Below are 2,747 nucleotides of genomic sequence, written 5' to 3'. Positions count from 1 at the left end.
GTATTCGGGGTCGGTGATCTGCTCGACGGTGCCCCAGCCGCTGGAGGGGCGCTGCTGGAACAGGCCCTGCGAGTCGTGGTCGTTGCGGTCGCCGAGGTGGCCGAGGTTCTCCAGCTTCGACTCCTGCAGGCTGGTCGCGATCGACACCACCGCGGCCCGCTCGTCCATGCCGGCCTTCTTCGTCGCCGCGATGATCGCCTTGACGTTGCCGGTCTGCTCGTCGTTCAGGTCGATGCGGGACTGGGTGCCCTGCACGCCGTGCGGGATCAGCTTGTCGGTGTCCACGGCCGGCTTGTCGGCCTGCACCACGGCCACGGTGTGGTCGGTGGCGGTCGACTCGGCGGTGCCGTGGTTCAGCGGGCCGGCGGCCAGACCACCGGCGACGGCCAGACCGGCGATACCGAGGACGCTCTTACGCAGAATGGTGGTCTTCATGGGGGATGCTCCTTCGAGGGGGTCGACGCCACCCGACCGGTCGGGGGACCGGGCCACCGGCGGAGCCGGCGGTGGGGGCGTAAGCACCACGACGAGGCGCTCATGAGTGAGAGTTCTTAGGTCTCCGGCGGGCCCTGCCGCTCGCGCCGGAACCAGATGTAACGACCGGGGGCCCCGCGTCATTCCGGGGAGCTGCCCGCCGCCGGGCTGGCCGGGCGGGGTGCTGCTGCGGTCGTACAGAGGGTGTAACGACTGCGGGCCGGCCGGGATTCCGCCGTCGGGGTGCCGCCGGTCACGGGACGCCCCGCCGGGTCGACCCCGTACCGGACACCGGCGACGGTCCGACCATACGGAATCGACCATATCGGGCACAAGTGACGCCGTTGACCGTCGGGCGTGGCGCCTCACCGACAGCCGGAGCCGAACCGGCCACCCACTCGGCCCGGATCTCGCCCACCGGCCGGTTGAGGTCGACGCACACGGGCCCGCACCCCACCGGCCAACCGACCCGCCCACCCCAGCCGCCTCGGCCAGGCCCCCCGCCCGCCCCGGCCACCCCCGCCAGGCCCACCTGGCCCGCCCCGGTGATCAAGAGGTTTGCGTCAGCGAGAGCGCTCTCCCCGCCCGCAATTCTCTTGATCACCGACGCGGGTCGAGGGGTGGGGTGGGGGCGGGGGTTGGGGTGGGGGTGGGAGGGGCGGGGACGGGGTCGTTCGGGCTCGGTCGCCGTGGTGGCGGGCTTCCTACGGGGTGATCAGCGCTGGAACGGCCCGCACCCACCCAGCCGGCACCTACTATTTGTGGCATATCTACCGAAAGTGAGGTTGTCATGACCGCAGCGATGGAAATGCCCCGGGTTCAGGAGTGCGCGGCCTCGTCCTGCGCCTACAACCACACCAACGACTGCCACGCGTTCGCCATCACCATCGGCAGCACCGACCACGCGCACTGCCACACCTTCGTGGAGCTGCCGGTACGCGGTGGCCTCGACCGGCTCATCGCCCAGGTCGGCGCGTGCAGCCGGGCCGACTGCCGGCACAACGCCGAACTGGAGTGTCGCGCCCCGGCGATCACCGTCGGCCCCGACAACGACCTGGCCGACTGCATGACCTACCAGAGCCGCTGACCGACCAGAGCGCTGACAAACCAGAGCGCTGACCGACCGAGCCGCTGACCGACCGGACAGCACGGGGCCGGGGCCGCAGAAGGCCCCGGCCCCGCCGGCGTTGCCCCCCCCCCCCCCCCCGCCGGCGTTCCCCGACCCCGACCCCGGTCCCCGCCCCGAACCCGAACCCGAACCCGACGACCATGCCCGACCCCGACGACCATGCCCGGAACCGCCGGACGTCCCCGGCCCCGTCGGCCGCCCCGGGTGTGCAGCACCTCACAGGCCCCCGTCGGGGACGAGCGGGCCGCCTCGACGCGACCCGGCCGACACCGGCACACCCCGGACCGCCGCGCCGGACGGCCTGGTCGCACACTGGACGGCATGGATGACGAGCTCGCGATCTCCGTACGGGGACTGCGTAAGGCGTACGGCGACAACGTCGCGGTGGCGGGGGTGGACCTCGACGTCCGCCGGGGCGAGGTGTTCGCCCTGCTCGGACCGAACGGCGCGGGCAAGACGACCACGGTGGAGATCCTGGAGGGCTACCGGCAGCGCGACGCCGGCCAGGTCAGCGTGCTCGGCACCGACCCCGGTCTCGTCCTCGGCTCCCGCCCGCGCGGCCAACGGGCGGGCGCACCACGTACCTCCCGGGGGCAGGCGGCCGACTGGCGGTCCCGGGTCGGCATCGTGCTCCAGGGCACCGGCGAGTTCGACGAGCTGACCGTCGCCGAGGTGGTCCGGCACTTCTCCGGGTTCTATCCCGAGGCGGACGACCCGGACAAGGTCGTCGAGCGGGTCGGGCTGGGTGCCAAGGCCAACGCCCGTACGCACACCCTCTCCGGTGGGCAGAAGCGCCGGCTCGACGTGGCGCTGGGCATCATCGGCCGCCCCGAGCTGCTCTTCCTCGACGAGCCCACCACCGGGTTCGACCCGGAGGCGCGGCGCGAGTTCTGGGAGCTGATCCGGGACCTCGCCGCCGCCGGCACCACCATCGTGCTCACCACCCACTACCTGGACGAGGCTGAGTCGCTCGCCGACCGGGTCGGGGTGATCGCCGCCGGCCGGCTGCCCGAGCGCGACCGCCCCTGGCTGATGCGCACCTATGCCGGCCACTCCTCGGCCGCCGCGAGCAACGCCCTCTTCCATCGCAACCTGGCCAAGGGGCAGACCGGCCTGTCGGTCGCCTTCGACCTGCCCACCCAGA

At 72.9% G+C, this 2,747-nt stretch carries 3 protein-coding genes; 2 read left to right on the top strand and 1 reads right to left on the bottom strand.

Going from position 1 to position 2,747, the window contains the following annotated elements; all coding sequences use genetic code 11:
* On the bottom strand, positions 1-435 hold a 435-nt coding region (locus ACOJTC_RS01340; protein WP_420115418.1), incomplete at its 3' end, for a hypothetical protein.
* An 829-nt stretch (positions 436-1,264) separates the two neighbouring features.
* Here ACOJTC_RS01340 and ACOJTC_RS01335 point away from each other — a divergent pair.
* Complete coding sequence (locus ACOJTC_RS01335) at positions 1,265-1,561, top strand: DUF1540 domain-containing protein (RefSeq protein ID WP_067312880.1); 297 nt, start codon at positions 1,265-1,267, stop codon at positions 1,559-1,561.
* Between the two features lie 363 nt (positions 1,562-1,924).
* Positions 1,925-2,747, top strand: an 823-nt coding sequence (locus ACOJTC_RS01330) for a methylmalonyl-CoA mutase family protein (RefSeq protein WP_420115417.1), incomplete at its 3' end; no start/stop codon positions are given.

Source organism: Micromonospora sp. (assembly GCF_048594385.1).
GTDB classification, from domain to species: domain Bacteria; phylum Actinomycetota; class Actinomycetes; order Mycobacteriales; family Micromonosporaceae; genus Micromonospora; species Micromonospora wenchangensis.
Note: the sequence above shows the minus strand (reverse complement) of the source record. Positions and strands in the feature narration are given on the sequence as shown.

Bases quoted from the DNA above. Each gene is read 5' to 3' on its own strand.
- ACOJTC_RS01335 (WP_067312880.1), top strand. From the start codon at position 1,265: ATGACCGCAGCGATGGAAATGCCCCGGGTTCAGGAGTGCGCGGCCTCG.